The following is a 5,308-nucleotide window of genomic DNA, read 5'->3' on the forward strand; positions in this document are numbered from 1 at the left end:
CTCCCGGACCGCCCCGGCCGCCCCAACGGCCGACGGTGTCCAGCATGCGGCCCCCTCCGTACCACCCACCGGTACGCGGGGGCCGTCTGCATATCCTGACGCCATGCTGACCATCACCCAGACGCTCTACGACCAGATCGTCGCCCACTCCCGCGCCGACCACCCCGACGAGGCGTGCGGAGTGGTCGCGGGCCCGGCCGGGACGGACCGCCCCGAGCGCTTCATCCCGATGCTCAACGCCGCCCGCTCGCCCACGTTCTACGAGTTCGACTCGGCCGACCTCCTCAAGCTCTACCGCGAGATGGACGACCGCGACGAGGAGCCCGTGATCGTCTACCACTCGCACACGGCGACCGAGGCCTACCCCTCCCGCACCGACGTCACCTACGCCAACGAACCCGGCGCCCACTACGTCCTGGTCTCCACCGCCGACACCGACGACGCCGGACCCTTCCAGTTCCGCTCGTACCGCATCGTGGACGGCGAGATCACCGAGGAAGACGTGCGGGTCGTCGAGGCGTACTGACCCACCAAGGACCCACCGGGGCCCACCGAGGACCCACCAGGGTGCCCCCGCGGCGCCCCCGCACGGGTCTGGCACACTGCCCCCAGAACCCATCAAGGCAGCAGGAACCAGGAAGCCGGTGTGAAACCGGCACGGTCCCGCCACTGTGACCGGCCCCCTCCCACGCGGACGACTCCCCAGCGGACGACGTCGCACCGGAGGGCGGCCCGGAAGTCAGGAACTGGCCCGCCGCCTTCACGCATCGACCAGGGGACGCGGAAATCCCCCGGAGAGGCCTCGCCATGTCCCGGCGCACCCCCGCGCTCATAGCCGCCGCCGTGCTGCTCCCGCTCGCCCTCACCGCCTGCTCCTCCTCCGACGGCGACGCCACCGGGGACAAGGCCGCGGCGAAGGGCGACGGATTCCCGTACACCGTGAAGAACTGCGGTGTCACCACCACGTTCAAGGCCCCGCCGAAGCGCGTCGTCACCATGAACCAGCACGTCACCGAGATCATGCTGGAACTGGGCCTGACCAAGTCCCTCGTCGGCACCGCCTACCTCGACGACCAGGTCCTGCCGAAGTACGCGGAGGACTACGCGTCCGTCCCGGTCATCGCCAAGGAGTACCCCTCCTACGAGCAGGTCCTCGCCGCCAACCCCGACTTCGTCTACGGCGGCTACGGCAGCGCGTTCACCGCCGGCGACGGCCGCGGCCGCGAGGCGCTGAAGAAGTCCGGCATCGAGAGCCGGCTCAACACCGAGAGCTGCACCAAGGGCGACCAGCCCATGGACACCCTCTACGAGGAGATCCGCGAGGTCGGCCGCACCTTCGGCGTCACCGACCGCGCCGAGGCCTGGATCAAGCAGGCCAAGGCCGACAACGCCGCCACCGCGAAGAAGCTGGCCGGCCTGAAGCCCGTCTCCGTCTTCGTCTACGACAGCGGCGACAAGACCGCCTTCACCGCGGGCGGCGAGGGCATCGGCAACGAGCTGATCCAGCGGGCCGGCGGCACCAACGTCTTCGCCGACCTCGACAAGCCCTTCGGCGACGCCTCCTGGGAGAACGTCGTCGCCCGCAAGCCCGAAGCCATCGTGATCTACGACTACGGCGCCACCACCGTCGAACAGAAGAAGAAGCGCCTCCTGAGCGACCCGGCCCTCGCCGGCGTCCCCGCCATCAAGAACAAGCGCTTCGCCGTCATGCCGCTCTCCGACGCGGTCCTCGGCGTCCGTGTCCCCGCCGCCGTCGACAAGCTCGCGGCGCAGCTCCACCCGGCGGCCACCACCCCGTGACCTGCCGCACCCCCGCACCGCGGCGGCTGCTGCGCTACACCCTGGTGGTCGGCGTCCTCGCCGTACTCCTCGCAGCCGCCGTGGTCGCCGCCCTCGCCCTCGGCTCCGTCCGCATCCCGCCCGGCCAGGTCCTCGACATCCTGACCGGGCGGGCGGACGCGAGCCCCTTCCGCACGATCGTCCTGGACGTCCGGCTGCCCCGGGTACTGCTCGGGATCGTCGTCGGCGCCGGACTCGCCGTCATCGGCACCGTCCTCCAGGCCCTCGTACGCAACCAGCTCGCCGACCCGTTCCTCCTCGGCGTCTCCTCCGGAGCCTCCACCGGCGCCGTCCTCGTGATCGTCCTCGGCATCGGCGCCACCCTCGCCACCACCGTCACCATCCCCGCCGCCGCCTTCGCGGGCGCGCTGCTCTCCCTGCTCCTCGTCTACACCCTGGCACGCGGCGGAGGCGGCCTCACCACCAACCGGCTCATCCTCGCCGGAGTCGCCGTCTCCTACGTCCTCTCCGCCCTGACCAGCCTGATCCTGGTCACCTCCGCCCGCGCCGACCACCTCCAGGAAGTCCTCTACTGGACCCTCGGCGGCCTCGGCGCGGCCCGCTGGGACATGCTCGCGCTCCCCACGGTCACCCTGATCGCCGGCACCGCCGTACTCCTCACCCTGGCCCGCCCGCTCGACCTGCTCCTGGTGGGGGAGGAGGGCGCGACCGTCCTCGGCCTCGACACCGCCCGCTTCCGGGCCGCCGTCTTCGTCCTCGCCTCCCTGATGACCGGGGCGCTCGTCGCGTACAGCGGGGCGATCGGCTTCGTCGGGCTGATGGTCCCGCACATGGCCCGGATGGCCGTCGGCGCCGCGCACCGCGCCCTGCTCCCGGTCGTCGCCCTCGGCGGGGCGGTGTTCCTGGTCCTCGCCGACCTGGCGGCCCGGACTCTCGCCGCCCCGCAGGACATCCCGGTCGGCGTCCTCACGGCGCTGACCGGCGGCCCGTTCTTCCTCTGGATGCTCCGCCGCCGCCCCGAAGGAGCGCCCGCATGAAGGCGTCGCCCTCCGCGGCAGCCCGCCCGACAACTCCGTACGCCCGAGGAGCCCGCCCGTGACCACCCTGCGCACCGAGGGCCTCTCGTACGGCGTCGGCGAGGGCCGCCACCTCGTCGACGCCGTCGACCTCACCGCCGCCGACGGCGAGACCGTCGGCCTCGTCGGCCCCAACGGCAGCGGCAAGACCACCCTCCTGCGCTGCGTCTACGGCACCCTGCGCCCCACCCACGGCCGGGTCCTCCTCGACGGCCACGACCTCGCCACCCTCCCCGTGAAGGCCCGCGCCCGGCGCATCGCCACCGTCCCGCAGGACGGCCACGCCGGCTTCGAGCTCACCGTCGGCCAGGTCGTCGCGATGGGCCGCGCCCCGCACAAGCGGTTCTGGGAGGCGGACACCGCCGCCGACACCGCCCTGGTCACCGAGGCCCTCGCCCGGGTCGGCATCGCCGCCCTCGAACCCCGTACGTTCGCCTCCCTCTCCGGCGGCGAACGCCAGCGCGCCCTGGTCGCCCGCGCCCTGGTCCAGCAGCCGTCGCTCGTCGTCCTGGACGAGCCGACCAACCACCTGGACATCCGCTACCAGCTGGAGATCCTCTCCCTGGTCCGCGACCTCGGCACCACCAACCTCCTGGCCCTGCACGACCTGAACCTCGCCGCGTACTACTGCGACCGCCTCTACGTCCTCAAGGACGGCGTCGTCGTCGCCTCCGGCACCCCGGAAGAGGTCCTGACGGCCGAACTGCTGGGCGACGTGTACGGCGTCGCCGCCGAGGTCACCACCCACCCGAAGACCGGCGCACCCACGGTCGTCTACCTGCCGGAAGGGCTCACCCGCCCCACACTGTCCGCATAGTGGTCGCTCACCATCCACTATCTGATATGACACTCGGGTTTCCGCACAGGGAATCGATACGATGCCCGCATGGTTCCCCATGACGTGAGCAACAAGACGCCGGGCACGCTGCTCGTCGCGCGGCTGCACGTCGACCTGTGCAGGCTCGCCAGCGCGATCTGTCCGGCCCGCAGCCTGCCCGTGAGCCGCCCGGCCTGAGCCGCAGTCCGCGCGCCCACCCACACGCACCACCCCCCGCGCGGGGGCAGAAACGCGCGCCCCACGCCACCTCCACGCTTTCGACAGGAGCCCACGCCATGGCCATCGAGGTCCGCATCCCGACCATCCTCCGCACCTACACCGACGGCGCGAAGGCCGTCGAAGGCAACGGGGACACCCTCGCCGACCTCTTCGCCGACCTGGAGAGCCGCCACACCGGCATCCGTGAGCGCATCGTCGACGGCGAACAGCTCCGCCGCTTCGTGAACGTCTACCTCAACGACGAGGACGTCCGCTTCCTCGACGGCATCTCCACCAAGCTCAGCGACGGCGACAACGTCACGATCCTCCCGGCCGTCGCCGGCGGCATGCGCTGATGCGGTACGACTCCCCGCTGGCAGCCGTGGGCAACACACCTCTGGTGCGTCTGCCCCGGCTGTCCCCGTCCGAGGACGTCCGGATCTGGGCCAAGCTGGAGGACCGCAACCCCACCGGCTCGATCAAGGACCGCCCCGCGCTCCACATGGTCGAACAGGCCGAGAAGGACGGCCGGCTGACACCCGGCTGCACCATCCTGGAGCCCACCAGCGGCAACACCGGCATCTCGCTCGCCATGGCGGCCAGGCTCAAGGGCTACCGCATCGTCTGCGTCATGCCGGAGAACACCTCCCAGGAACGGCGCGACCTGCTCGCCATGTGGGGCGCCGAGATCATCTCCTCCCCGGCCGCAGGCGGCTCCAACACCGCCGTCCGCGTCGCGAAGGAGCTGTCGGACGAGCACCCGGACTGGGTGATGCTCTACCAGTACGGCAACCCGGACAACGCGGGCGCCCACTACGCCACCACCGGACCCGAGATCCTCACCGACCTCCCGTCCATCACCCACTTCGTCGCGGGCCTCGGCACCACCGGCACCCTCATGGGCGTCGGCCGCTACCTCCGGGAGAACCGCCCCGGCATCCAGATCGTCGCCGCCGAACCGCGCTACGACGACCTGGTCTACGGCCTGCGCAACCTGGACGAGGGCTTCGTCCCCGAGCTCTACGACGCCTCGGTCCTCACCACCCGCTTCTCCGTGGGCTCCGCCGACGCGGTCACCCGCACCCGCGAACTCCTCCAGCAGGAGGGCATCTTCGCGGGCGTCTCCACCGGCGCCGCCCTCCACGCGGCGATCGGCGTGGGCAACAAGGCGGTCAAGGCGGGGGAGAGCGCCGACATCGCCTTCGTCGTCGCGGACGGCGGCTGGAAGTACCTGTCGACGGGCGTCTACACGGCGGAGACGACAGAAGCGGCGATCGAAACACTCCAGGGCCAGCTCTGGGCGTGATGCCCAGCCCGTCCGGCGTGCGATCAAGCCCCTCCGGCGATTGAGGGGCGGAGCCTTTTCGGGGCTCCGCCCCTCACCCCGCCCCCAGCC

General features: G+C 71.6%; 7 protein-coding genes and 1 riboswitch. All 7 genes read left to right on the forward strand.

Annotated features, from left to right (window positions below):
* The first annotated feature begins 103 nt into the window (after positions 1-103).
* The 7 genes from HET64_RS36195 (at position 104) to HET64_RS36220 (ending at position 5,218) form a co-directional block, all read left to right on the forward strand.
* Positions 104-526, forward strand: coding sequence for a Mov34/MPN/PAD-1 family protein (locus HET64_RS36195; RefSeq protein WP_073741294.1), 423 nt, complete (start codon positions 104-106; stop codon positions 524-526).
* A 105-nt stretch (positions 527-631) separates the two neighbouring features.
* Positions 632-749, forward strand: a riboswitch (cobalamin riboswitch).
* A 58-nt stretch (positions 750-807) separates the two neighbouring features.
* The gene (locus HET64_RS36200; protein ID WP_215111479.1) at positions 808-1,800 is read left to right on the forward strand and encodes an ABC transporter substrate-binding protein; all 993 of its coding nucleotides are present in this window, start codon (positions 808-810) and stop codon (positions 1,798-1,800) included.
* Positions 1,797-2,837 carry an iron ABC transporter permease gene (locus HET64_RS36205; RefSeq protein ID WP_215111480.1) on the forward strand — a complete coding sequence of 347 codons (1,041 nt, stop codon included), beginning with the start codon at positions 1,797-1,799 and terminating at the stop codon, positions 2,835-2,837. Before HET64_RS36200 ends, HET64_RS36205 begins: the two co-directional genes overlap by 4 nt.
* A gap of 58 nt (positions 2,838-2,895) precedes the next feature.
* A complete protein-coding gene (locus HET64_RS36210) occupies positions 2,896-3,693 on the forward strand; it encodes an ABC transporter ATP-binding protein (protein ID WP_215111481.1) in 798 nt (265 codons plus the stop codon).
* Between the two features lie 69 nt (positions 3,694-3,762).
* Positions 3,763-3,891, forward strand: coding sequence for a putative leader peptide (locus HET64_RS39745; protein ID WP_018958487.1), 129 nt, complete (start codon positions 3,763-3,765; stop codon positions 3,889-3,891).
* A gap of 98 nt (positions 3,892-3,989) precedes the next feature.
* A complete protein-coding gene (locus HET64_RS36215) occupies positions 3,990-4,268 on the forward strand; it encodes a MoaD/ThiS family protein (protein ID WP_006124874.1) in 279 nt (92 codons plus the stop codon).
* A complete protein-coding gene (locus tag HET64_RS36220) occupies positions 4,268-5,218 on the forward strand; it encodes a PLP-dependent cysteine synthase family protein (protein ID WP_215111482.1) in 951 nt (316 codons plus the stop codon). Before HET64_RS36215 ends, HET64_RS36220 begins: the two co-directional genes overlap by 1 nt.
* Positions 5,219-5,308 lie beyond the last annotated feature (90 nt).

Origin of the sequence: Streptomyces sp. McG3 (genome assembly GCF_018619185.1) — a bacterium.
In the GTDB taxonomy this organism is placed as follows: domain Bacteria; phylum Actinomycetota; class Actinomycetes; order Streptomycetales; family Streptomycetaceae; genus Streptomyces.